The 23,215-nt window shown below is 49.6% G+C and carries 21 protein-coding genes and 1 riboswitch; of the genes, 3 read left to right on the top strand and 18 right to left on the bottom strand.

Annotation, left to right across the window (positions count from 1 at the left end; translation table 11 throughout):
• Positions 1 to 152 precede the first annotated feature (152 nt).
• Positions 153 to 1,391 (bottom strand): glycosyltransferase family 4 protein, encoded by a 1,239-nt coding sequence (locus ACIFQM_RS09465; RefSeq protein WP_430037305.1) that lies wholly within the window; start codon positions 1,389 to 1,391, stop codon positions 153 to 155.
• A gap of 247 nt (positions 1,392 to 1,638) precedes the next feature.
• Here ACIFQM_RS09465 and ACIFQM_RS09460 point away from each other — a divergent pair, with 247 nt between their 5' ends.
• Positions 1,639 to 1,821: a hypothetical protein gene (locus ACIFQM_RS09460; RefSeq protein WP_430037302.1), complete on the top strand. Its 183-nt coding sequence runs from the start codon at positions 1,639 to 1,641 to the stop codon at positions 1,819 to 1,821.
• Between the two features lie 103 nt (positions 1,822 to 1,924).
• Here ACIFQM_RS09460 and ACIFQM_RS09455 read toward each other — a convergent pair whose 3' ends face one another.
• The 7 genes from ACIFQM_RS09455 to ACIFQM_RS09425 all read right to left on the bottom strand — a co-directional run bounded on the left by ACIFQM_RS09455 (position 1,925) and on the right by ACIFQM_RS09425 (position 8,828).
• The gene (locus tag ACIFQM_RS09455) at positions 1,925 to 3,193 is read right to left on the bottom strand and encodes a hypothetical protein (protein ID WP_430037299.1); all 1,269 of its coding nucleotides are present in this window, start codon (positions 3,191 to 3,193) and stop codon (positions 1,925 to 1,927) included.
• On the bottom strand, positions 3,180 to 4,523 hold the full coding sequence (locus ACIFQM_RS09450; RefSeq protein ID WP_430037296.1) for a flippase: 1,344 nt from the start codon (positions 4,521 to 4,523) through the stop codon (positions 3,180 to 3,182). Before ACIFQM_RS09450 ends, ACIFQM_RS09455 begins: the two co-directional genes overlap by 14 nt.
• 122 nt (positions 4,524 to 4,645) lie before the next feature.
• Entirely contained in the window at positions 4,646 to 5,635 is a 990-nt protein-coding gene (gene gmd / locus ACIFQM_RS09445; RefSeq protein WP_430037293.1) for a GDP-mannose 4,6-dehydratase, read from the bottom strand.
• Between the two features lie 20 nt (positions 5,636 to 5,655).
• On the bottom strand, positions 5,656 to 6,594 hold the full coding sequence (fcl, locus tag ACIFQM_RS09440) for a GDP-L-fucose synthase (RefSeq protein ID WP_430037291.1): 939 nt from the start codon (positions 6,592 to 6,594) through the stop codon (positions 5,656 to 5,658).
• Between the two features lie 31 nt (positions 6,595 to 6,625).
• On the bottom strand, positions 6,626 to 7,324 hold the full coding sequence (locus ACIFQM_RS09435; RefSeq protein WP_430037288.1) for a sugar transferase: 699 nt from the start codon (positions 7,322 to 7,324) through the stop codon (positions 6,626 to 6,628).
• 87 nt (positions 7,325 to 7,411) lie between these two features.
• The gene (locus tag ACIFQM_RS09430; RefSeq protein WP_430037285.1) at positions 7,412 to 8,098 is read right to left on the bottom strand and encodes a CpsD/CapB family tyrosine-protein kinase; all 687 of its coding nucleotides are present in this window, start codon (positions 8,096 to 8,098) and stop codon (positions 7,412 to 7,414) included.
• The gene (locus tag ACIFQM_RS09425) at positions 8,079 to 8,828 is read right to left on the bottom strand and encodes a YveK family protein (protein ID WP_430037282.1); all 750 of its coding nucleotides are present in this window, start codon (positions 8,826 to 8,828) and stop codon (positions 8,079 to 8,081) included. Before ACIFQM_RS09425 ends, ACIFQM_RS09430 begins: the two co-directional genes overlap by 20 nt.
• 311 nt (positions 8,829 to 9,139) lie before the next feature.
• Here ACIFQM_RS09425 and ACIFQM_RS09420 point away from each other — a divergent pair, with 311 nt between their 5' ends.
• Positions 9,140 to 9,508 carry a helix-turn-helix domain-containing protein gene (locus ACIFQM_RS09420; RefSeq protein WP_430037279.1) on the top strand — a complete coding sequence of 123 codons (369 nt, stop codon included), beginning with the start codon at positions 9,140 to 9,142 and terminating at the stop codon, positions 9,506 to 9,508.
• Between the two features lie 55 nt (positions 9,509 to 9,563).
• Here ACIFQM_RS09420 and ACIFQM_RS09415 read toward each other — a convergent pair whose 3' ends face one another.
• The 4 genes from ACIFQM_RS09415 to ACIFQM_RS09400 form a co-directional block, all read right to left on the bottom strand.
• A complete protein-coding gene (locus tag ACIFQM_RS09415; RefSeq protein ID WP_430037276.1) occupies positions 9,564 to 9,746 on the bottom strand; it encodes a hypothetical protein in 183 nt (60 codons plus the stop codon).
• Between the two features lie 310 nt (positions 9,747 to 10,056).
• Positions 10,057 to 12,345 carry a hypothetical protein gene (locus tag ACIFQM_RS09410; protein ID WP_430065357.1) on the bottom strand — a complete coding sequence of 763 codons (2,289 nt, stop codon included), beginning with the start codon at positions 12,343 to 12,345 and terminating at the stop codon, positions 10,057 to 10,059.
• A gap of 51 nt (positions 12,346 to 12,396) precedes the next feature.
• Complete coding sequence (locus tag ACIFQM_RS09405) at positions 12,397 to 14,022, bottom strand: glycosyl hydrolase (protein ID WP_430065355.1); 1,626 nt, start codon at positions 14,020 to 14,022, stop codon at positions 12,397 to 12,399.
• Positions 14,003 to 14,083, bottom strand: a riboswitch (cyclic di-GMP riboswitch). It overlaps the preceding gene by 20 nt.
• Positions 14,084 to 14,248: 165 nt before the next feature.
• Positions 14,249 to 15,625, bottom strand: a complete 1,377-nt coding sequence (locus tag ACIFQM_RS09400; protein WP_430045711.1) for a sugar phosphate nucleotidyltransferase — start codon at positions 15,623 to 15,625, stop codon at positions 14,249 to 14,251.
• A 74-nt stretch (positions 15,626 to 15,699) separates the two neighbouring features.
• On the opposite strand from ACIFQM_RS09400, the gene ACIFQM_RS09395 reads away from it, so the two are divergent.
• On the top strand, positions 15,700 to 16,101 hold the full coding sequence (locus tag ACIFQM_RS09395; protein ID WP_430065353.1) for a hypothetical protein: 402 nt from the start codon (positions 15,700 to 15,702) through the stop codon (positions 16,099 to 16,101).
• Positions 16,102 to 16,193: 92 nt separating this feature from the next.
• On the opposite strand, the gene ACIFQM_RS09390 is transcribed toward ACIFQM_RS09395, so the two are convergent.
• Genes ACIFQM_RS09390 through ACIFQM_RS09365 form a run of 6 tightly spaced genes read right to left on the bottom strand, consistent with a single transcriptional unit; the run spans position 16,194 to position 23,214 of the window.
• The gene (locus ACIFQM_RS09390) at positions 16,194 to 17,522 is read right to left on the bottom strand and encodes a UDP-glucose dehydrogenase family protein (protein ID WP_430065351.1); all 1,329 of its coding nucleotides are present in this window, start codon (positions 17,520 to 17,522) and stop codon (positions 16,194 to 16,196) included.
• A gap of 5 nt (positions 17,523 to 17,527) precedes the next feature.
• Positions 17,528 to 18,628, bottom strand: a complete 1,101-nt coding sequence (locus tag ACIFQM_RS09385; RefSeq protein WP_430037261.1) for a glycosyltransferase — start codon at positions 18,626 to 18,628, stop codon at positions 17,528 to 17,530.
• 28 nt (positions 18,629 to 18,656) lie between these two features.
• A complete protein-coding gene (locus ACIFQM_RS09380) occupies positions 18,657 to 19,805 on the bottom strand; it encodes a glycosyltransferase family 4 protein (RefSeq protein WP_430037258.1) in 1,149 nt (382 codons plus the stop codon).
• The gene (locus ACIFQM_RS09375) at positions 19,799 to 20,986 is read right to left on the bottom strand and encodes a glycosyltransferase family 4 protein (RefSeq protein WP_430065349.1); all 1,188 of its coding nucleotides are present in this window, start codon (positions 20,984 to 20,986) and stop codon (positions 19,799 to 19,801) included. The genes ACIFQM_RS09380 and ACIFQM_RS09375 overlap by 7 nt, the downstream gene beginning before the upstream one ends.
• Complete coding sequence (locus ACIFQM_RS09370; protein ID WP_430065346.1) at positions 20,973 to 21,812, bottom strand: glycosyltransferase family 2 protein; 840 nt, start codon at positions 21,810 to 21,812, stop codon at positions 20,973 to 20,975. Before ACIFQM_RS09370 ends, ACIFQM_RS09375 begins: the two co-directional genes overlap by 14 nt.
• Before the next feature lie 22 nt (positions 21,813 to 21,834).
• The gene (locus ACIFQM_RS09365; RefSeq protein WP_430037249.1) at positions 21,835 to 23,214 is read right to left on the bottom strand and encodes a lipopolysaccharide biosynthesis protein; all 1,380 of its coding nucleotides are present in this window, start codon (positions 23,212 to 23,214) and stop codon (positions 21,835 to 21,837) included.
• Position 23,215 lies beyond the last annotated feature (1 nt).

The raw sequence follows: 23,215 nt of genomic DNA, 5'->3' as shown, positions 1-23,215 counted from the left end.
TTGGTTATATTCACGTCGATGGACATGACTTGCTGTATCCGATGATGGTGATGATAGGTCGGACTGAGGGGCCTCTTTTTGAACATGATGATGATCTAGGTTTGAAGCCTGTAGATGTACTGGAGACCCCGACTGTATGTTGATCTGTTTGCTCACGTGGCGGTCCCTCGTTCCTGCGTAGATTGCATGGGGTGGTGCATGAGCTGCATCGGTTGTATCCGTGAGTGGCTTAGCATTTCCTCCGCAATACGATCCCACGACATACGCTCAACTGTAAGAAACGCCTGCTCCGCCATACTTTGTCTCAGCTCAGCATTGTCCAACAATTCAGAGACTCGACTCACCCATTCCTCCTCCGAAAAACTGCTCAGGATCACTCCGTTCACCCCGTCCTCGATCAAGGTAACCGAGCCGCCATTTACCGAAGAGATAATCGGGACGCGAAACAGCATACTTTCCAGCAGCACCATACCGAAAATATCGTAATGAGTCGGAAACAGCATCGCATCCGCTGCTCCGTAAACCTGCCATAGATGCCGCTGCTCCACTCTTGTAAAATGCAAAATACTGTCCGTCAGCCCAAGCTCACGGGCATAGGCCCAATAGCGATCCGTATCCGCCTTACGTCCATCCCCGACCATTAACAAAAGGCAACTGGGATGCTTTTGAAGTACCTTTTTGAACACGCCTAGCATAAAACGTATATTTCTCCGCTCCTCCAGCACGCCGACATACAGTAGCACCGGACGACCCCCAAGCCGCCTCAGCTCATCCGTGACCTCAGGATTTTTCTCCCGGCCTTCGCTTGCGTCGTTGCCCCGGTTGCCGCTGTTGTCATTGTTGAACGTTCCCTCCACCTTGCTGCGGTCCAGTCCGACTCCAAGGGTGACGACGTTGTGAAAGCCTTTATCCTCCAGATAGCGCTTGGCAAGATCGGATTTGACAAAGGTACAGCGTTGAGACTTTGTCACCTTCGGCAGTAGCAGGGTATCGTACAATCTTCGGATCAGCGCGTGTGTATCATCGCGGTACGGGCCGTGATACAGCACCAGCTTTTCCGGACATTTGCGAGAAAGCAGATAAGTCATGATCTGGTTGTATTCTGTGGAAATGACCCAATCATAAGCAGCCAAAAACGAATCCTCAAGGACATCCCTGTAGATGCTGTTGCTCAGGAACTTCAATCCGTGGAGCCAGATGATGCGCAATGTGCAGCCTTCGTGACGGTATACCTGCTCCAGATGGGTTTCCTTGTGGTCGTTGTAGTAGACAATGTCGCAATCGAAGCCTTTCCGAACGAGTGCCTTGCCCAAGCCGACTTCCTGCAAATTGTATGAGTCCCCGTTCACCTTGCTAGCAAAATTGCGAAGATACAATATTTTTTGAATCATCATTAGGCTCCTGCCATTTCATATTGGGTGAGTTATGGCGGGCGGAGGGTTTAGAGACCGCTGCGCGTTCCATTTGATCTTCCGATCGCTGTTGCCACTGAATTTTTGGATTAATATAAAACCTAATAAGGTTAAAATTCAGTGGCAAAGGCGAACGCTAGCGCTTCTTCAGATTCAAATGGACCGCTTCGCTGCTGACCGCCGTTTCCATAAAGTCACCCTAATTTTAAAAAAGAGAACTCAGGGCATGAAGTGCCCCGCTGCGCGGGTTACGCGGGCGGATGCACGCAGCCGTAGACTACGCTGGGATGCGTGTCCGAGAGAAGTTCACGGCGATAGGCGAAGCTATCGCCGGGCGGGCTCTACCTTCCCCCACCCTATGGGCTGGGGGAAATTCCTTTTGGCGGCGGCGGGAAGTAGCGGAGGATAGGATTTGAATCTGTAGAAGCGAAGCGTTCGCCTTTGACGTGGGATTCCGCCCCCTATAGGGGCTTATTCAATCAGGGAATCCCGCGTCAACAGCGATCGGAGGATCAAATCCGTCCCGAAGCGGCCTCCCCCCTCCAAACCGAATGCTCCCCCTGCCTCTGCTTTTCTTCCATCATCTGCATATTAAAATGATCTGCTCCTTTAAGCTGGGCAGCCGCCATATCCGCCACCAAGGTCACGCTCGACTCCATCGGGACAAAGCGGTATTTATAAGCCGTAAGCCGATGGTCCGTTTCGTGAAATAAAATATCCTGCGCGTAGTTGCCCCAACGATCCTTGGGCATCAAGTCAATCGTCATGCCGGCATGTGCGGAGGGCAGCAGCATATTGGAGCCGTGAATGCCGATCACCAATCGGCTGGCTGCATACACCTCGCATACCAGCAGCTCACTTTCCCGGTCGAAGCGTGCGACACGTTCGTCCGTAATCCATGCCGGGAAGCTCCCAGTGCGACCCAATCCGGCAACCGTAAAACGGTAATCCGGAAAGGATTCCTGCAACCTGCGGAACAACCGGATGATTTTGCGACGCTGATGATAAATCAGCGGTTTAAGCCAACGCTTGAGCTGCGGAAATTTCTGTACCGCTCGTGCGATATGATGGCTGCCGCTCCACAAGCGGTCTTCCCTCCATACGAAGGTAATGCGCGGCTCCGACTCACGGCCATCCTCATAACGCGGGACACCCGTAAACTGCTCAATATCGAACTGACTAGGGTGTGAATACGCCGGACTGACATAGACCTCATCAAAGCGTACCAGTTCCTCTATCATTCGATGATGCAGCACCGGATAAAAGTTGCGGGCCTTGCTGAATGGCACATCGACTGTCCAGATTTCAGCCACACCTGCGGGAACCATCCACTCCAGCGATTTTTGCACAATAACGACGATGCCCAGCTCCGGCAATTGTTTGTATTCCCGCTGCACATTCAGCAGCTTAAGCAAAGCGTGACCATACAAATAATCAATCGTATTGACGATGATGATGCGCTTAAAGGGTTTCATTTTATGCACAGTCATGCCAACTGCCAAATCATAGGAAGGACTGAGCAACGCTTGCCGCAAGGGCTCTCCGAGCCATTTTATCGATTTCGCATCTCCGGTTAGTGTATAGTTAGGCATTTCTACCCGATAGGGTGAATACGTGGCATGCCCGACCCGCATATCCTCGATATATTCACGTCCACAGCCCTCACACCAAGTGCTGACACATACATGAATTCCCTGCCACAGCACCTCTCCGCCCCGTACCTTACCTCCACAATGCGGACATTGTCCCTCATGCTGAACAAACGGTTTAATGGGTATCATGATTGTTCTCTCCAACTTTCGGTACTGTAATATGAACACGCCAGAAGGTCAGGATCGACTTCATCATCCAGCTCAAATTGGCTTTGACTTCCTTAAACAGCAAATCTAATAAAAATACAGATATCGTAAAAGACAAGATGGTCGCCACCAGCGAGCCTCGAACACCAAATAACGGGATAAGCGCATAATTTAAAGCCACATTCGTCACTGCACCTACGATTGAGGTCAACAGCGTATATTTAAACAAATTTTCATTCGTGATAAACAAGCTTTTAGCAACACTGAAATTAGTAAAAAACAGACGAATCGCAAACAGCGACAGCAACGAGCCTGCCTCGGTAAATTCCCGCCCATACAGCACGACCACCACCCATTGGGACAGAAAAAATAACGGTATTGAGGTCACCAGAAAGCAAATAAACATTAGCCGATATACGTTGGACAACGTCTGTCTGTATTCATCGCTCCCTTTCATCTTGGAACGGGTCACCACTGGGGCATATGCTGTGGTAAGAACGACCGGAATGAAGCCCAGCACTTCAATAAGACGGAGCGCAACAGAATATTGCCCCACCGCCGCATCCCCCAGCATCTCGCCGATAATGACCTGATCAATCCGTGCCTGTACATATACAGCGGAGGATGACAAAATAAGCGGCCAGCTGTGATTCATGATTCGTCGTGCTGTGGTTAGGCTGAACGTCCACTTGTGCATACGCCGTCCTTCCTTACGGAAGAAATACAGCAGAATCAGACTTCCGAGCAGAAACTCGCCATGAGCGCACAGCGCCACCACCCAGATGGGGACACCGGACAGCAATAAAATGATTTTAATGGTGGAGCTGAGGACAAAGGCTGTGTTCTTGGCAATGACGGTGTATTTGGACAACATTTGCGCCCGGAACCAGTAGTCGATGATATCAAACAACTGAAACACTGAGGCCATTGCCAGGATCAGATTGATCAATCGTACGGAACTATCCTCCGGTCTAAGCAGCGAAATGAAGGAGCATGACAAGACAATGGCTACCAAAGTACCCGCCAGCTTCAGCAGAATCGCCGTACCCAATAACTCCTGCTCATCCTTGGGGTCCTTGACGAGATCGCGCACCAATATGGAATCAAAGCCAAGCGTCGTGAAAATCAGAAACATTCCGAAAAAAGATTCCGCATAATTCCACTTCCCCAGTTCCTCCGGTCCGAGCACTCTCGCCATGATAATGCTGACCGCCAGACCAAACACCATGCGGATCATTTTGTCGCCGAATAGCCAAGACGTATTCACCAGCAGACTTCTGCGCGATTTGGCGTGATTTTTGACTAATGTCATAAGCTCTACTCCATCTTGAAAAATGACCTTTCGCACGGCTCCATAGCATGCTGTTCTGCCGATGCGACTACAATAATGTACAGCGAAGAGACCTCCCGGCAAGCGGGTGGCCCCTCCATGTCTTATACGACGACGGAAGCTTCGACCGCAGCCTGCCTTTTTACCCGCTCCAAGTCTGTGTCCACCATCATATGAATGAGCTGTTCGAAGCCTACTTCTACTTGCCAGTCCAGCTTTTCCTTCGCCTTGGCGCAATCGCCGAGCAGTAAATCCACCTCTGCCGGACGGACGAACTGAGGATCAATGACGACATAATCCTCATAGTTCAGACCTACATGGGAAAAGGCGATTTGCAGCAGTTCGCGGACGGAATGCATTTCTCCCGTAGAAATGACGTAATCATCCGGTTGATCCTGCTGGAGCATCATCCACATCGCCTTCACGTAATCCCCCGCAAAACCCCAATCCCGCAGCGAATCCAGATTCCCCATGCGCAGCTCCTGCTGCAAACCCAGCTTGATACGGGCTACAGCGTCCGTCACTTTGCGTGTTACAAACTCCAGCCCACGGCGGGGCGATTCATGATTGAACAAAATGCCGGAGCATGCAAACATATCAAAGCTCTCACGGTAGTTCACCGTGATCCAATGACCATACACTTTGGCGACACCGTAAGGGCTGCGCGGGTAAAATGGGGTCGTTTCTGTCTGTGGCGTCTCCAACACCTTGCCGAACATCTCACTACTCGACGCCTGATAAAAGCGCGTGTTCGGCTTGGCAATCCGAACCGCCTCCAGCATATTGGTGACGGATAGCGCTGTAATCTGCCCAGTAGCCAAGGGCTGCGGCCATGAGGCCGCGACGAAGGATTGGGCAGCCAGGTTATAGACCTCATCCGGGTCAGACTGACGCACGGCTTCGATGAGCGAGGCCAGATCGGTCATATCGCCGGAAAGCCAATGAATGTCATTCTGGATATGTGCCACATTTTCAAAGTTCGGCGTACTGGTGCGTCTGCGTACCCCGTACACCTCATAATCTTTGGACAGCAGCAACTCGGCCAGATAAGATCCGTCCTGTCCAGTAATCCCTGTGATCAGCGCTTTTTTCATTCCTATTCCCCCACCGTTTTTTATTGTTCAACCAGATCCAGACCTTGAAATGCCTGATACACAGACGTTAATCCCTCTTCCAGTGAAATGCGCGCCGACCAGCCCAGCCCGGAAATTCGGGACACATCCACCAGCTTGCGCGGTGTGCCATCGGGAGCGGACGTATTAAAGGTAATTTCCCCCTCATAACCGACGACTTCCTTCACCCGTTCAGCCAGCTCCCGGATGGAAATATCCTCCCCAACGCCGATGTTCACAATCTCATTTCCCTCATAGCTATTCATCAGGAACAGACAGGCTTCCGCCAAATCATCCGAATGAAGAAATTCACGACGTGGTGTGCCGGAGCCCCATACTTCGACTGTCGGGGACTGATTCAGCTTGGCTTCGTGAAACTTGCGGATGAGCGCAGGCAGCACATGAGAGGTCTGGAGATCAAAATTATCGCCTGGACCGTACAAATTCGTAGGCATCACCGAAATATAACGGGTTCCATATTGACGGTTGTAGGACTGGCACATTTTAATCCCGGCGATTTTAGCGATAGCATAGGCTTCATTCGTAGGCTCCAGCTCACCTGTAAGCAGATATTCCTCCCGCAATGGCTGTGGGGCAAATTTGGGATAAATACAGGTGGACCCAAGGAATAGCAGCTTGCTTATATTCGCCCGGTATGCCGCGTCTATCACATTCGTCTGGATGAGCAGGTTGTCACGGATAAAATCGGCCGGGTAATCGTTGTTCGCCAGAATCCCACCAACCTTGGCTGCTGCCAAAAATACATAGTCCACCGACTCAGTTTCGAAAAAGCGGTCTACAGCCTCCTTGTTGCGCAGATCCAGCTCGCTGCTTGTGCGGGTGATCAGGTTACGGTAGCCTTCTTTGCTCAACGCCCGAACAATGGCGGAACCCACCAGTCCGTTGTGTCCTGCTACATATATGTTGGAATGAAGATCCATGCTTTCCCCTACCCTTCCTGTTGGAGTGAATTTAATATGCATCGTTGGAGCCCAATAGCACCCGGAACGTTTTCAGCATGATGATAATATCCGTGCGTAAACTGCGTCTGGATATGTACTCCAGATCCAGCTCTACCATCTGGTTAAAGCTCAGATGATTACGACCGCTGACCTGCCATAGGCCGGTGCAGCCTGGCGTAACCGTCAGACGCAGCTTATCCCTAACCGTATAATCATCGACTTCTCTGGGCAGCGGGGGTCTGGGCCCTACCAGACTCATCTGCCCACGTAGTACATTCAGCAGTTGCGGCAGCTCATCAATGCTCGTTCTGCGGAGGAGGCGCCCAATACGGGTGATGCGTGGATCATCCCGCATTTTGAACATCGCACCTTCGATTTCATTTTCCAACAGCAGCGTGGACAATCTGTCCTCGGCATCGGACACCATGGAGCGAAATTTGATCATGCGAAACGGCCGTTCATTTTTACCAATACGAACTTGATAAAATAAAGCGCTTCCTCTCGGGTCTTCCAGCTTAATCAGCAAAATCACGAGCAGAAATACCGGGCACAGCACGATTAAACCAATGAACGACAGCACGATGTCCATACTTCGCTTCACGAACGGATATACGCTCAATCCTTGCCGGCGTTCAAGCCCATGAGCGGCCGAATACACTTCCACTGATGTACTCAAAGCTTCAGCCTCGTTCGAGTGGGAAGAAGACACTGCTCATCACCTCAGCTTCCGATTGATAAGTATTATTTATTCATTGTTAAGAGAATTTTTTTTAACTCCCATTTCCCTCCTTTCTGTTCATGTCAGGTTGCGTTCCTCCATGCCGCGCTCCGCACGAGTATCCGACCGTTTCACGTTGTTGAGCACCACGCCCAAAATACGTGCCTTTACTCTTTCCAAATTGGCTTTCGCTTTCTTGACGAGATCCTTTTTGACCTTCCCTGCCTGCACCACCAAAATCACTCCGTCACACATGGCGCTTATAATGAGGCCATCTGGAAAGGACAACAATGGCGGCGTATCCATTAAAATCACATCATAATGCTCCTTCAGCTCAGACATTAGAGCGTTCATTCTGCGGGAGCTGAGCATCTCGGACGGATTCGGCGGAGTCGGTCCGGCTGTAATGGCATACAGATGATCGATCCCTGTTTCCTGAACCACTTCCTGCCATGGCTGCTGGTTGGCAAGGACACGTGTCAGACCCGTATGATTACGCAAGCCGAACATGTGGTGCAAGGAAGAGCGGCGCAAATCCATGTCCATAACCAGCACCTTCTTCCCCTCTTGCGCATACGTTACAGCCAAATTGCTAATCGTGACCGTCCTACCTTCACCCGCCTGAGCTGATGCTACCATCATAACCTCAATCGGCTCATCTATAGAAGAAAACTGGATGTTCGTGCGAAGCATACGGTACTCCTCCGAGACAGGAGATTGGGCATGCAGGGATGTGACGAGCTGGTTATTGATTAGTCGCGGCATATTGGCCTTCACCTACCTGTTTGGGAGTTGTAGCTGAACCGTCGGAGCGTTTGTCTTCTTTTTTCATTTTCGTAATCAGGGACAGGGTAGGCAGGCCGAGTTCTTTTTCAACATCCTCTTCATTTTTAAAGGTATCATCCAGCACTTCCAGCAAAAACGCCAAGCCTATACCCAGCAACAAGGAGGTGAAAAAAGCAATAAGCATCTGTATAGCGGGATTACTGTTCACAGGAACAGCCGGTTCAGTCAGACTGGCTTCGCTTAGAATCGTGACGTTGTCCATTTTCATGATAGAGGGAATTTGTCGTTTGAATACTTTAGCTATCGCATTTACGGTTTTGACAGCCTTCGTATACGATAAATCACGGATTGTTAAATCCATGACCTGTGAATCACCTGCGGTGTTTACTCTTAGTTTTTGCGCCAGAACTGACGGAGTGACCTTGAGATCGGGGAAGCTGGCGACCACCTGGTCCATAATTGCCGAGGACATCATAATTTGCTTATAGGAGTTCGTTAAAGCTATATTCGTTTGAACGACACTGTAATCGACGACACCCGCACGATCCGGCCTTGGCGTTTGGTTGATAATAAGCTTCGCTGTCGCTTCATAAATCTGAAGGGTAAAATATACATTTTTCACGCCTACCACAGCACATACCAACAATACGATACCGCTAATCAACCATATTCTTTTTCGGATCATACGGATGTACTCTTTCAACTGCACAAGACCAGTCCTCTCTGATTGACTTGTTTTCGATGCAATGACGCTTGTACTGATCCTCTGCATAGCATGACCATATAATCTATAGTAAAATGTTGTATAATAGCGCATAGAAGGTCTAGCCAGCGAATTTGCACAAGTGCTAAACCATCCGTGGCCTCCCAGGGTATATGAACGATAGCATCTGGATAAAACTATAAAATAACGATACGTTATGTATCCTACATAACTAATTTATGATACAACTCGTATCTTGTCAAGCTTAAAATTGCTTTTTTTTACTTTCTCAACCTTGCATTCAGGAGGAAAATCAGATGAATTATGGCACCCGCATCGCTGAATTACGGGAATATAAGGGATTAAAACAAGAGGAACTAGCGCAATCCCTCGGAATTACGCGGGCGGCTCTTTCTCACTATGAAAAAAACCGGCGCAAGCCAGATTTTGAGATACTGACCAAACTTGCAGACATTTTCGGGGTATCCATTGATTACTTGGTAGGACGCACTAGCCATCCGGCAGCAATTTTGGATTCAGATGTGAGGGAATTTGTGGACCAGTTGGAGCTGTCCGATGAAGATATCCTGCAACGTTTTAATTTGACCATTGATGGACGAACTTTGTCTGAGGAAGAAGCCAAGCGTTTTATCGCGTTTGTCCGCATGGAACGAATGATGGAATAAAGAAGGGTGGGAGCCGGTTCACTCCTAATTTTAAGCAGTGCCGGCAACCGATATTTTACAAGCTCTTATCCTTTCGGTCCTTGGTTCCGTCAGCTTCGCTCTGTAGACAATGTGGCATCACAATGCCACATTGAAGCAAAATATCCCGGATGTCCAGGTGGACGACAGGTTTGTCTGCTTTCCGTTCGTTGTTTCGTAGAAGAGAGTTGTCCATCCCTGATTCAGTCTCCTTGTTCATTCGGCACTTACCTCACTTTATCATTCTTGGTCACCGGAAAGAGAATCTCCACAAACCATGTATGTATAGTTATGAGCAAAACCATTATATATGAATACATACCTGTAATGTTGTCGTCTTATGGCGAGGAAATTAAAGGATTTTTGGATTTTCTTCTGAAATATACGCAATGAACTGCCAAATCAGAACCATTTACAGATAAAAAAGAACCTGTCAGGTCCTAATTTCTCCTGATAGGTTCTTTGGCATTCTATTTTCGGTTGCATGTAAGGTATTCTTCAACGCTGGTCCTACTCTGTATCTGTCCTCATTAAGCGACCTCGGCTGCCGGGGACACTTGAGTGCCCCCAGTCGCTCGGACTTTGTAGGCGTAGTGACTTCCTGCCTTCACCGTGTGGTCCGTATACGTGCTTCCCGCTACTTCCGAGGCAATCACCTGATACGCCCCGTTTGTCCCGTCCGCACGCAGTACATCATAGGCGGATACGCCTTCTGCCTGAAGCCAATTGATCTTTACCGCGTCTTCCTGAACAGAGGCGGCCTTCACCTCTGTAGGGGCCGAAGCTGCGGTCTGATCTGTACTTTTCAGTTCCAGAATGTATTGTACCGACTCGCCAGGACCCAGCTTTTCTTCAAAATCAAGGGCAGGCGAAGCCTTGAGTCCGGATATGGAACGCTGTGCCTGGCTGTACGTAGAGCCAGCTCCGAAGCGTTCACCCGTGTACAAACCGGCTTTCGGCATCGTCACCCGTACGCGGATCGTCTGTGCTGTGGATTCGAAATTCACCAGATTCACCAGCAATTTGTCCGAGGTGGCCCCACTGCCAGCCAGCGGTTTCAGTTTAGCCGTATCCACTGCACGGACATAGACCATCTTATCCTTCGTTTCCTCCGGATTCAGGACCGTATAAGTCAATGGTTTCCCGTGTGTGGCATAAGCCAGACTCAAGCGTCTCATGATGTTTACACGGCTGTCCTGCCCTTGTCCGAACGGATACATTTCCGTATTCGCCGGATTGTGATTTTGCAGGTCAAAGCCGGTTTTAAACAGCGTGTAGTCCTTATAGAAAGCAGCATGCTGAATAAACATATCGGCAAAACCAATCTGCGAACGCATAATCCGGTCGAATGCGGCTGCCTGTGGCTGACTGGCCCCGTACTCAGGGTTGTCCCGATGCGTATCGTTCGTACCAAACTCCGTATTCAGCATCTTCTTCTCCAGCCCGTTACTTGAACCGCCGAACGTTTTCAGATTTTGAACAAAGCTGCCTCCTCCCTCTTCGTTATACGATTCGCCATAGGCATGTCCATTGGTCAGGTCAGTGACATCCTCCAGCTGTTTACGTTGTGCCGGGTCCCGCTCCCATCCATCCGGATCGCCGCATTTGGGCGTACCTCCGGTTTGGTTTTTGCATGCCTTGGTTGAATATGTCGGCCAGTAGGCCCAACCCGGCGCAACCGTTTTGAGATGCGGCGCCAATTGCTTACCTTCCGTATTCAGCCATTTGGCGACGGCCAAATTGACCGCTTTTGAGCGGTTAAACAATCCAGGTTCATTATCTACTTCGTAATAATGCAGGTATGAACCATATTTTTTTACATAATCGCGCAATTTCTGCTTAGCCGTCTCCGGCAGGGAGCCGTCTTTTTGCAGCTTGATATCGCCTGTATACAAATACAAAGCTGACGATTGCATATTATACTGCTTCAATGTTTGGTAGTAATCTCCCACGTCTGTGCAGGCCTTGTTTACATTACTGGCACAAGTGACTCTCATGACATTGCCGCTATACGCAATTCCCAGCCATTTGAGAACATATGGTAAATGTTTAACTGCACCCTCATCATAATAAAATTCTTTATTATTGACATTCGTTCCGGTCAATATATATTTACCGTGTATCGGCTCGGTTGCAGGTGAAGCTAACGTCTCCAAGCTCAAGTCATCCCAAGTCCACCACACATTTTTATCTTCAACAGAGGAGCAGTATAGGCAGCGCGCTGTCTTTAGCTTGAGTACGTTAACACCGCTTTGCAATTGCTCTTTGGGGATATATAGCTCGTAATTGCTTTTGAAATTATATGCACTGCCTGTGCCGGCAACCCCGGCAATCTGGATGATACCGGACAGCTGATGATTTGAAAATACAGCCATCTGGGGAACGGCTTTGCCCGCATCCAAAATTCGTACACGGAATATCATCCCGTTGGGAGGAACCTGATCCAGCTTGTACTGGAGGGACAGTTCAGGATTCGTGGACGCATTTAATCCGGAAGGGATATCTCCACTGCTGAGCAATATCGGAGCCGTTGTACTCCCCGCTATGGACATCGCTGACGATGTTCCTTTAGCAGACGACTCGGTAGAGGCCACCGAAATATTGATATTGTCCTTACCGACCACACCTCTAAATTCTACTGAAGAGTCATCCCGCTGACCAAGCTTCCATACCGGACTCGCCGCCGCTACTTTAATCGTCTGAAGTTCTTCACTCTTGGGAGGCGTATGAATAAACCAGGCAATCAGCGCTATAGCTGCGACCCCTAGCAGCCCGGCCAATACCACTATATACTTTTGGGTCAACCATTTTTTCATCATTGTGCTCCACCCTCTCTCTCCTCAAAATTTTTGGCGGGGAAAGAGTATATATCAAGGAAGAAACAAAGCGTTGCCGGGAATTACCGCTTTCGCTTCATGCTGACTTTCCCACATCAGACGTGCCATTGCGTCGCCCTTTTCATCATAATATTCAACCTTCAAATCTGCCATTTTGCCTGCTTGCAAGGAAATGCTGCCCTTGCGTTCTGTCCAGCTTTGTTTGAACCAGCTATCAATAATCAGCTTGCCATCTACCCATACACGAATGCCATCATCGGATATCGTGGTAAACGTATAGGCCTCACTATATTGCGGCTTGATTTTGCCCGTCCAACGGACTGAGAACTGATCAGCCTCCACCTTTGGATCAGGCGTGGCGGCACGCCAGTTATAATCCAGCTTACTGTCTGTGCGAACCAAAACAGCAGTGCCATCCAGATTCATGTCGTTAAAATATTCGCCCCGCAGCCCGTTTGCGTAGACCATATCCGGAACGGAAGGCGGGACTGGTTTACTTACCACTGGCGGAGCTGGAGTCGAGCCATTTTGTCCCGTGTCCGGTACGGTTGGTAGCTCCGTGTCAGGTTTTTTCATCGCAGCCAGCCCTTTTTTCACATCATCCCGCGTCAAGCTTGTCGAATCATTCATATAATCATGAATCTGATCCGTCGTGTTATTTTCGGTCAGCATCTTGCCCCAGGTCATGGAATACACCCATTTAGGCTGAGCCTTCATCACCTCGGGACTGGGCACCTCACCATGTTCCCCAATGGCAATCGGTTTATTTCGTGCCAGTCCGAGCAATCCTTCGTAATGGCTTTGCTTAAAATCATGGTTGTAAATGTCTACAGCCAAAATATCCACTTTGTCATCCCCCGGATATTTCGGGGTATATGGAGCAGTGTACGAATTAGGCGCATTCGGACTCCATACCCACAGCAGATTGTTCAGCTGATGCGTATTTACAAAACGGTCATACATGATATTCCATAGCTGATTGCAATTGTTTTTGTTTCCCCACCAGAACCAGTCGCCGTTCATTTCGTGGTAAGGTCTCCATAATACTGGAACCCCCGCATCACGAAGCTGCTTTAACGATACAGCGACCTTATCCAGATCGGCAATGAGAAGATTATACTGCGCAGTACCCGGCGTCACATATTTATTGAACTCCGCCTGGCTTACTTTCGCCTGCACATTGGCCCAAGTCAGTGGTTTACCCGGCAACGGTTCATGATAAGTCATCGTAACCATGCCGCCAGCTCTACTCCAACGTATCGCGCTATCGACGACATTTTTACGTTGTGCTGCCTCCGTAGCGGCGGACTGGCCGGAGATGGCTCCCATCTCGTAGCCATGTACACCAGCATACGCCTTACTGATTTTTTGGACCTTGTTGCTTAATTCATCCGGACTTTCCAAATAATCATGTTGACCTGTGACCATCTTTTTTCCCGAGATGCTGATCAAATAGTTGTATAGTTCACGGGCCTCAGCAGAAGCGTCCGAATTAACAGGCTGTAGTGTGGCAGCATTCGCCACGGACAGAGATTCACCAAAACCGACGGGCAACAAAGAAAAAAGCATAACAACGGGGAGTACACTGCGTATCCATCGATTCACAGGGGTAAAATAGGGACTCACTCTCGCTCTTCCTTTCGGTAGCCAGGCTGCCATCCTCACGGAAGGCCCTTTAGCTTTGCGTACCTGCCTTTCAACAGGGCTGCGTTTATCGTGGAAGGAGTTTGGATTCCTTCTTACCCTAAGTATCGACTTTTTTTTACCAAAATTTAATAGGTCATGTTCATGAATTTACAGATTTTCGCGTATTTTCGACAGTTCGGGATAAAAACTTCATAAATGAGTCATTTTTCATCCTTCAGGAATGTTGCATGATGCTCATTTATGAAATAAACTGGTGACGGGAAATTTCATCCCAATCCATGCAAAAACGGACAATATCCTCTTCGATCAACTCAGAACCTGTCTGTACCTCGATCAATTCCACATCGGTCACGGCCAAAATGCTATGCTTCGTCCCTTCTGGAATGCGAACCACATCACCCGCCTTCACCTTATGCAGCTTTTCATTCAAAATAATTTCCGCTTCACCGCTAATAATGGTCCAAATTTCACTCCGTTTGAAATGAAGCTGGTAGCTGATATTTTTGCCTTGCAGCACACGGATTCGCTTGGTCAATACCTCGTTGCCCTCGTCATACTTTACATAATCCACTACCCGATAATGCCCCCAACGTCGCTCTTCGTACATTGGACGCTGATTATGAGCCTTGAGCACTTCCTTGATGCGCGGACTTTCCGCCTTATTGGTCACAAGGATGCCATCCGGGCTGACAGCTACGATCAGATCATTCGTTCCAATGATTGCCACGGGGATATCCAGTTCGTTGATAAGGCTTGTATTGACGCAATCCTCCGTTACTACGCCTCTGCCCACTTGCTGATGGGACATTTCTTCCGTTAAGGTGTTCCAGGTACCTAAATCCTTCCAGAATCCATCATACGGAAGAACAACGATGTCCTGCTCCTTCTCGACTACCTCATAGTCAAAGCTGATTTTTTCCAGAGAAGAATATTGCTTTTGCATTTCTTCATAGTTCAGCGGCAAACCTTTGGATGCCAAGATATCGAGCAAGTAACCCAATTGGAATGCAAAAACCCCGCAGTTCCATAGAGCATTGCGTTCCATCAGACGCTCCGCCTGCTCCCGGTCGGGTTTCTCTTGAAAATGGCTCACTTCGCGGTAGCCTGTGCTACCTTGTGTGGCATCATTTTTCGGTATAATGTAACCATATTTCTCAGAAGGATAGGAAGGGACAACTCCGATTAACGCAAGCTTGCCTTCACTCTCCTGAAGAGTATGTTCCAACTGGGCAACTGTAGCAAAGAAAGCATCCTCTACATAGGGATCTACCGGCAATATTGCAACGATTTCATCGGGGGAAACTCCAACAATGGAATATAGATAAGTCGCTGTCAGCGCAATGGCAGGAAACGTATCTCTTCGTTCCGGCTCAACAATGATGCGCGTATCCTGCCCAACCTGACTCTGAATCATTTCAACCTGCGCTCTCCCTGTTGCAATAAACGAGGATTCGGACAAGCCGTTATCCCCCAGTTGTCTCCACACCCGCTGCACCATAGATTCCGAATTCCCCTCCGGACTCTCCAGCACCTTCAAAAATTGTTTGGAACGGGAATCGTTGGACAAAGGCCATAATCTCTTACCGGAACCACCAGACAAAAGTACGAGCTTCATAACTCTCCACTTCCTCTCTAATTTGGGTAGGTGATCGGATGGAGCACGGTTGAGTAGCCCGCTACGGGATGGATTTGATCTTACGATCGCTGTTGGACCGGGATTCACTCGATTGTATAAAATCGTGTAAAGGTTTGAATCCCGTTCCAAAGGCGAGCGCTATCGCTTCTCCAGATTCAAATCCATCCCTGCGCTACTCAAAAATGCATCATGCCGATCATACCGTGTATTGCAAAAGGCACGACCGGACGATTCATGTCCGGTCAGCCTGTAAAGGTGCTCGCGCGCCCGGCGCATGGCGCTTTGATCCGAAGGAGCGGTATCACCGCGCCGCTCCTTCCGATACGCCCTTCCTACCTCCCCCCATGAGGTGGGAGGTTAAAAATCGTGACTCCACGGCGGAAAGCAGCGGAGCGGGCAGAATTGTTCTGAAGAAGCGTCAGCGTTTGCCTTTATCCCCGGATTTTAACCTTTGAATGTTTTATACAATCAAGAAAATCCGGGGGTAACAGCAATCGGAAGAACAATCTGCACGCGTAGCGCCTCCACCACCACCACAGTCACTCTTTTAAGCTTCCACCTTATCCCGATTCCACCCACTCATCCGCGGACGACCCACGGAATAGTATTCCAACCCCGAGCCTTGAATCTGCTCCTCCGTAAATACGTTACGACCGTCAATCAGGACTGGCTTGTGCAGAATGGAAGACAATTGTAAGAGATTGACGTTTTTGAACTCTTCCCAATCGGTCAGCAGGCAGACCGCGTCGCTTCCCTCGGCAGCTTGCTGCGGGGATGAGCACCATACAATATTCGGATGATCCACGCGCTCCTTGAATTTTTCCATTGCAATCGGATCATACAGCTTCACAATAGCACCTGCCTGAACCAGCGTTTCAACGATTTCCAGTGCCGGAGCCTCGCGGATATCGTCTGTATTCGGCTTGAAGGCCAAGCCCCAAATGCCAATCGGCACGCCGTGCAGCTGACCCAGCGATTCGCGCAGCTTGGATACGATCATGAAACGCTGGTCGGTGTTCACCTCGACCACCGATTTTAACAGCTTAAATTCATAGTCCACATTACCCGCAATTTGGATGAGCGCATTCGTGTCTTTCGGGAAGCAAGAACCACCGTACCCGATCCCAGCTTGCAGAAAATAGGACCCGATTCGTTTGTCCATCCCCATACCGTCAGCCACACAGGTAACGTCCGCGCCTACCTTTTCGCAAATATTGGCGATTTCGTTGATAAACGAGATTTTGGTCGCCAGAAATGCGTTGGACGCGTATTTGATCATCTCTGCACTGCGGATATCCGTTACATAAATTTTATCCGTGAACACCTGATGCAGCGAAACCATCGTTTCACGCAGCCCTGTGTTGTCCAAGCCGATAATGATGCGATCTGGATGGAGTGTATCATTGATAGCAGAGCCTTCTCTCAGAAATTCCGGAGCGGATACAATATCGAAGGACAAACTCGTATGATGAGCCAGCACGTCCTTGATCTTTTCGTTCGTTCCGACAGGCACCGTGCTCTTGGTCATTATAATTTTATACCCGTTCATGGCCTTCCCGACATCAGCAGCAGCCTGCTCAATGTAGGACAGATTCGCTTCACCGTTAGCCAGAGACGGCGTACCCACCGCCAAAATAATGATATCCGAGCGGCGAACTGCGTCGGCCAAATCCGAAGTAAACTCCAAACGACCCGCTTCCAGATTTAGCGCGATCAGTTCCTCAATGCCAGGCTCATAAATAGGAGATTCCGCCCGGTTCAGCATATCGATTTTATGCTGCTCCAGATCGACACAAATCACCTCATTACCTTTATGTGCAAAACACACGCCCGAGACGAGTCCAACGTATCCAGTACCGATTACAGCCAGCTTCATTCCGTTCATCCTCCTTTTAGAAAGTTCACATAGGCTTGCTCTATATACTTTTTGAAATGATCCTTGAATGTATCTTCATCAAATTTGCGTGCATGGCTAATGATACCGTCCACATCCCATGCATGCTGCTCGACCTTGGCAACCGCCTCCAGCACATCCTCTACCTGATGTCTGCGGAAAAATACACCATTCACATGAGGAACGATGGTATCCAGCGCTCCCCCGCCCTGATAAGCGATAACAGGCCGTCCGGCTGCGTTCGCCTCCAGAGGCGTGATACCGAAATCCTCTTCCCCCGGAAAAACGAGCGCCCGGCATTCTGCCATCAGCTTGTTGACCTCTTCGTCTTCAAGTCTGCCAAGAAACTCAATGTTCGGGGAGGCCATGCCTTCCAGTCTTTTACGATCCGGTCCTTCACCGACAATGCGCAGCTTGAGACCATTGCGCTTGAATGCTTCAATCGCCAGATCCACGCGCTTGTAGGACACTAACCGGGATACGATCAGGTAATAGTCTCCGATGCTTGTAGCGCGTTGGAAACGGGAGGTATTCACAGGAGGGAAAATGACATCCGACTCCCGTTGGTAATAGTGCAGAATTCTCCGTTGGACGACCGAGGAATTGGCAACAAATTGGTTTACATTGCGAGAAGTTTTGGCATCCCATGTTTTCAACCGATTCATGTACAGCTTTAGCATGCTTTTGAGCAGGTTGGATTTGGACTGCCGGGCCATATATGTATCGTAATCCCAGGCAAACCGCATCGGTGTGTGACAGTAACAAATGTGAAACGTATGTTTAGGTACCTGGATGCTTTTCATAAATGCGCTGCTAGAGCTTAAAACAATGTCGAAATCCCTAAAATCAAAATCACGGATAGCGATGGGGTACAGCGGAAGCACTCCTTTGAAATTGTCCTTCACTCCCGGGATGTGCTGTAGCCAGGTGGCTCTAATATCTGCATCCTTCAAGTTATTCGACAGGCGGTCGTCGCTGAACACCGTTGTGAAGATTGGAGCCTCCGGGTACATATCGTGGAATACCTCTACCACCCTTTCCGCTCCGCCCATTTGGATTAAGTAATCGTGTGCTATCGCTATTTTCATCTGAATCATCCTTTAACGCGAATGTCGGTCAGACTCCTGCCAACAAACCCTTATAGTAATGAACTATATCCTTAACCGTGTTCTCGATAACAAAATGCTTCCTGACCCGTTCCATTCCTTTATCGCCCATGTGCTGGCGTTCCTGCGGATGCTCCAGCATCCAGCGGATGGCTTCTTCCAGCTTGGCCGGATCACCCGGTTCAATAAGTAGTCCGGTTTCGTTCGGTACGACGGTTTCCCTGGGTCCACCCTCATTCGAAGCAATCACCGGCAGCCCTGCGGCCATGCCTTCAATAATGACCTGCCCGAACGGCTCCGGTGTGATGGAGGTGTGAATCAGCAGATCACAACGCTGCATCAGGCCCTGAATGTCATCGACGTGTCCAAGTAAATTGACGTTGTCTAATCCGTATTCGCGCATCGTGGATTCCAGACGGCGTTTGTATTCCTCTTCGCCGAAGAGCGCATCTCCAGCCAGCCAAAATTTCACACGCTTATCCGGTAAAAAAGAGCGCGCCGCTTCCAGTAAAATGTGCTGTCCCTTCCACTCTGCCAGTCTGCCGACCAACACGACATTAAACGAGTCATCGTCACGTGAATTTGCGGTCACATCACGAGCCGTAATCGCTTTGGCAAATGCCGAGTAGACGACGAGTGTCTTTTTGTCCGGGGGCAGCTCCAGCGCACTCAGCGTGGACTTGGAATTGGCAATGACGCCGTTAGGCAAAAAGCGGGACATCAGCCGTATGCCTTTGGCCACAATCGGCTTCAGGTACGGCGGACCGATATGGTCACGGATATGCCAGATCAATGGCACCTTCGCTGACTTCGCGGCTACTGCGCCGTAGAACGCCGACTTGAGCGAGTTTGTGTGAACACACACGACCTTTTCCTCGCGCAGCAAAGGCGCAAGCTTTTTCCCATAAGCCAACAGCCGGTAGGCTGCCGCAGGCGCACCCAGATTGACGGCATTCCGCCCCCGATTGCGAATGGAATCATCCAGCGGAACGATACGCACATCAATGTTGCGCTGCCGAAGACGATCGGCCAAATCGCCTTCCTCCGCCAAAATCACGAGCGGGTCGATATGTTCCCCGATGTTCGTCAGTATGTTATACAACGCGACTTCGCCACCGCTCCATCTTGCCGTGTGGTCAATATAAGCTATTCTCAGCATTTTGCAGCCGCCTTTCTGTCAAGGACCTGCCGGAACACATCTTCCACCTGCTCCGCCACATGTCCCCACGTATATTTGCTCAGGACATGGTCCCTGCATTCCCGTGCGTCGGGAAGGGCTTCGCGGTTATCCAGCACACGCAGCAGTCCTTCCGCAATGGCTTCGCTGTCCGTTCCCCGGAACAACAGCTCCGGACGGAATCCACTTAAAATTTCCCTGTTGCCGCCTACACGAGTCGCCATCACTGGCAAACCCGAGGCCATCGCCTCCACCGTAATCAGGCCGAAGCCCTCCAGTGCCTGTGTCGGCACCACGAACATATTCGATGCCTGATGATACAGGGGGAGTTCCTCATCCGATACATATCCAAGCAATCTTACATGATTATGAAGATTGTATTCTACCACCTTGGAAGCCAGTTCCTCCATTAGAGGTCCCTTCCCCCCGATCAGCAGCAGATGATCAGGATGACGATCAATTACCCGCCGCCATGCTTCCAGCAGCTGTAGCAGTCCCATTCGGTTAACAAGACGACGGACGGTCAGCACAATCGTCGCATTCTGTGGCAAATTCAGCCGTTCCCGCACCGTCCCCCGATCCTCTGCCGGATGGAACCTCTCTACATTCGCCGCACCGGGAATGATATGGATTTTGCTGAGTGGAACCTTATAATGCTCATGCAGAATATCCCGAAAGGTTTCGCTCAGCACTACAAATTTGTCCGCCAGACCATAAGCCTTCATTTCAATGGATTTGGCCAACGTTGTTTTCAGCAGATGCTTGAGGCCTTGCCCTTCAATCTTCATTTCCTCCGTCCATGGGCCGTGGAAGGTGGTGACTACCGGAATTCCCCGTTTTTTCGCCTCCAGCGCCGGGCCGACACCATAGGGGGCAAAATGGGAGTACAGCACATCTATCGGCTGCTTGTCGAACAGCGTTGCTGCATATTTTTGCATCAGCTCTCGACGCTTCCAGATGGATTGCTGCTTGCTGCCAATCGAATGAATTCGGATATTTTCAGGTACTTGCGGCTTCTCATCGCTACAGATTAAAGCATCCAGCGTATTTTGTTCCGCCAGTTGCTCACAGATGGATTTGAAGTACGTGTTTAATCCGCCGGGCTGCAAGGACGGCCAGCTAAGCCCTGTTGCTGCAATGCGAAATCCGTTATTGTACGACATAGCTGGTTTCTCCTTTCTGCTCGGTCTGTCCGTCTTCCACAATTTCTATTTTTTTTCGCCGCTTCGTCAGCTCATAATGCTTGAAGCAGACCAGAAACTCGTACATCACCCAAAAGACGGCTACTGCAAAACCGGCCAAGCCCTTACGGTATAAGCCTTGGACAAAATACTTCTGCACAAAGCGGGCTGGAGGGCGCAACAACAGCCTGGAAATCCGAAAGGATCTGCCTTTATTAAAGGCCGTCTCTGCTTCAAGGTCCGTATACTTGTTAAAACGGGTCATATGATCACTGATACTGCGGAAGCCGTAGTGCCATAACACACCCTCCAGTTTAATGATCTGGGAAGAGGCTACATCCGGCATTTCATGAACAAGACTATTCGTAATGCCGTAAATACGCCGATTGTACAGACGAACCAAATGCTCGCCTTTGTTCATCCATTTGCCCAAAAAATCACCAATTCGAAACACAGAATATGCTTTGGCCGGATCATGGAGTGCTTCCTTGACCTTCAACAAATCTCCAAGAAGCTCCGCATCTACCACCTCGTCCGTATCAATCAGGAAAATCCAATCAAATTCGGCTTGTTCAACACCAAACATGCGCTGCTTCGCATAGCCGGGCCATGGGTTGGAAAACACCCGACAGCCCAATGATTCAGCTACCTGAATCGTATTGTCCTTGCTCCCTCCGTCAATGACGACGATATCGTCCGCAAAGGGCTTGCAGGATTTAATGGCGGCTGTGATTCGAGTGCCATCATCCTGAGCGATAATAACTACGGATATCCGGTTGTCCGCGGGAACGCTAGACATGTGGTTCATTAGGGGGTGCCTCCTTCTTTATCTAACCGTTAGCTGGCTTTTTCCGGATGTAGTGTGACATCGTTGATCGGAGCCATTGAATATCTTGTTTGGAAATAAGCAGTCTCGGAATTTTCATTTTCAGAACGAATTTAACATTGCATAAAATGAAAACGAACCGTAGAATCCCCGAAGACAGCATTGCTATCCCTGCACCCGTCAAGCCATACTTCGGAACGAGTATAGACAACAATGGTACGACGAGCGCCAATCCGACACCCTGTAGGATGGTAACCAGCTTGGGCTTACCCAGCGCCATGAATTGCTGTGCCAGCACCATGGTTCCTCCGCTGATAGCAACCTCAAGCACCAATAACCGGAACACCGTAAGCGCTTGTTTAAACTCCTGACCATATAGCAATGTAAATACGAACGGAGCAATCAGCATCAGCATCATGGCAGCCAGAATCGTTGCTGTTGAAGTCACTCGAAACGCCCGGAATGTTATTGCAACCGCGTCCTCCTTGTTTAACCCAGAGGCTTTGGGAAAGAGCACGACGATAATCGAGGTTGAAAATACATTCACCATCCGGGCCAAGCTGACCGCTACTGCATATAAACCGAGATCAGCCGGTCTGAGCAGACCCGCAATCAGGATCTGATCAATGTAAGTAGAAACCTGCCCCATGAGATCGTTGCCGTATGAACCCATACCGTAGGTAAAGAGATTTTTGAATTGCGTCCAGCTGTTCTTCACCTTCGGTTTGTACAGCCGAACCATTCGAATCGTGACACCGATATAAATCGGCAAGCCTGGCAGCAAATAGGCCAGGGCTGAGGTGTACGGATTCATATGACCCGTCAGGATCAGGATCGCCAGACCCAGCAGCGTACTTAGCGGCACCAGATACCGGAACAAATTGTACTGCTTGTATTCCGACCGGACCTGAAGCAATGCATTATTGATCTGCGAGATCGCGATAAGCGGACACATCATCATGGAGCATTGCGCGAACAGTATGACCGATGAAGAAAAGGAACGCAGCCAATAAGGAATCAGGAACACGCCGATGAGTGTCGCCAAGCCCCCGAACATCGTCGCCAGTAGCAAGGCGAGGCCATACAGCTTGCCTGTTTCCTCCGGGTTCTTTTTCGCATTGTAAATCAACGCAGACGGGACACCGAAGCTCATGCAGAAGGCGAGAAATTGGGACCAGTTCACCATCGCGGTCTGTTCCCCGCGTCCGGTAGGACCCAGGAATCGGGCCGTGAGCACGCCAGTCAGCATGTTCACGACGAGAATCAGCATGCTGAATATCATCGTTTTGACTGCTGCCGAGCTGCTATCCTTGCTTTTGGCAAAGCGAACCACCGTGGACCATAGTGTCCGGACAGGTGCGGATAATGTTTGTAAGTTTTGCACA

It is taken from the genome of Paenibacillus sp. NRS-1782, assembly GCF_050467685.1.
GTDB lineage: Bacteria > Bacillota > Bacilli > Paenibacillales > Paenibacillaceae > Paenibacillus > Paenibacillus terrae_A.
Note: the sequence above shows the minus strand (reverse complement) of the source record. Positions and strands in the feature narration are given on the sequence as shown.

Bases quoted from the DNA above. Each gene is read 5' to 3' on its own strand.
- gmd (WP_430037293.1), bottom strand. From the start codon at position 5,635: ATGAAAAAAGCGCTGATCACAGGGATTACTGGACAGGACGGATCTTAT.
- ACIFQM_RS09390 (WP_430065351.1), bottom strand. From the start codon at position 17,522: ATGAAGCTGGCTGTAATCGGTACTGGATACGTTGGACTCGTCTCGGGC.
- ACIFQM_RS09380 (WP_430037258.1), bottom strand. From the start codon at position 19,805: ATGCTGAGAATAGCTTATATTGACCACACGGCAAGATGGAGCGGTGGC.
- ACIFQM_RS09450 (WP_430037296.1), bottom strand. From the start codon at position 4,523: ATGACATTAGTCAAAAATCACGCCAAATCGCGCAGAAGTCTGCTGGTG.
- ACIFQM_RS09405 (WP_430065355.1), bottom strand. From the start codon at position 14,022: ATGGCAGCCTGGCTACCGAAAGGAAGAGCGAGAGTGAGTCCCTATTTT.
- ACIFQM_RS09385 (WP_430037261.1), bottom strand. From the start codon at position 18,628: ATGAAAATAGCGATAGCACACGATTACTTAATCCAAATGGGCGGAGCG.
- ACIFQM_RS09415 (WP_430037276.1), bottom strand. From the start codon at position 9,746: ATGAACAAGGAGACTGAATCAGGGATGGACAACTCTCTTCTACGAAAC.
- fcl (WP_430037291.1), bottom strand. From the start codon at position 6,594: ATGGATCTTCATTCCAACATATATGTAGCAGGACACAACGGACTGGTG.
- ACIFQM_RS09400 (WP_430045711.1), bottom strand. From the start codon at position 15,625: ATGAAGCTCGTACTTTTGTCTGGTGGTTCCGGTAAGAGATTATGGCCT.
- ACIFQM_RS09370 (WP_430065346.1), bottom strand. From the start codon at position 21,812: ATGAACCACATGTCTAGCGTTCCCGCGGACAACCGGATATCCGTAGTT.
- ACIFQM_RS09465 (WP_430037305.1), bottom strand. From the start codon at position 1,391: ATGATTCAAAAAATATTGTATCTTCGCAATTTTGCTAGCAAGGTGAAC.
- ACIFQM_RS09430 (WP_430037285.1), bottom strand. From the start codon at position 8,098: ATGCCGCGACTAATCAATAACCAGCTCGTCACATCCCTGCATGCCCAA.
- ACIFQM_RS09375 (WP_430065349.1), bottom strand. From the start codon at position 20,986: ATGTCGTACAATAACGGATTTCGCATTGCAGCAACAGGGCTTAGCTGG.
- ACIFQM_RS09455 (WP_430037299.1), bottom strand. From the start codon at position 3,193: ATGATACCCATTAAACCGTTTGTTCAGCATGAGGGACAATGTCCGCAT.
- ACIFQM_RS09460 (WP_430037302.1), top strand. From the start codon at position 1,639: ATGAAGTGCCCCGCTGCGCGGGTTACGCGGGCGGATGCACGCAGCCGT.
- ACIFQM_RS09410 (WP_430065357.1), bottom strand. From the start codon at position 12,345: ATGATGAAAAAATGGTTGACCCAAAAGTATATAGTGGTATTGGCCGGG.
- ACIFQM_RS09420 (WP_430037279.1), top strand. From the start codon at position 9,140: ATGAATTATGGCACCCGCATCGCTGAATTACGGGAATATAAGGGATTA.